Raw genomic sequence first — 299 nt, 5'->3', positions numbered from 1 at the left:
GCCAACGGCTACAACTCCGCCTCCCTGGACGCCGCGCTCTCCAGCGACGCCGAGAACGGCGAGGCGGCCCTGGCCGACTTCATCGGCGCCGAGGACCCGGCCATGAACCTCGTCGAGGACTTCCAGGCCCTGGCCCCCCTGGTCGCCCAGCTCACCGACCGCGAGCGCCTGTTGCTCCAGCTCCGCTTCGGCGAGGAACTCACCCAGAGCCAGATCGGCGAGCACCTCGGCGTCTCCCAGATGCAGGTCTCCCGCCTCCTCACCCGCACCGTCGCCAAGCTGCGCGCGGGCATGCTGGA

1 protein-coding gene is annotated in these 299 nt (G+C 71.2%); it reads left to right on the top strand.

Features of this window, described 5'->3' with window-relative positions:
* On the top strand, window positions 1-299 hold a 299-nt coding region (locus N4G70_RS36950; RefSeq protein ID WP_261717166.1), incomplete at both ends, for a sigma-70 family RNA polymerase sigma factor.

This window comes from Streptomyces sp. ASQP_92 (assembly GCF_025399895.1).
GTDB lineage: Bacteria > Actinomycetota > Actinomycetes > Streptomycetales > Streptomycetaceae > Streptomyces.
This window is presented reverse-complemented; position numbering and strand designations above follow the sequence as displayed.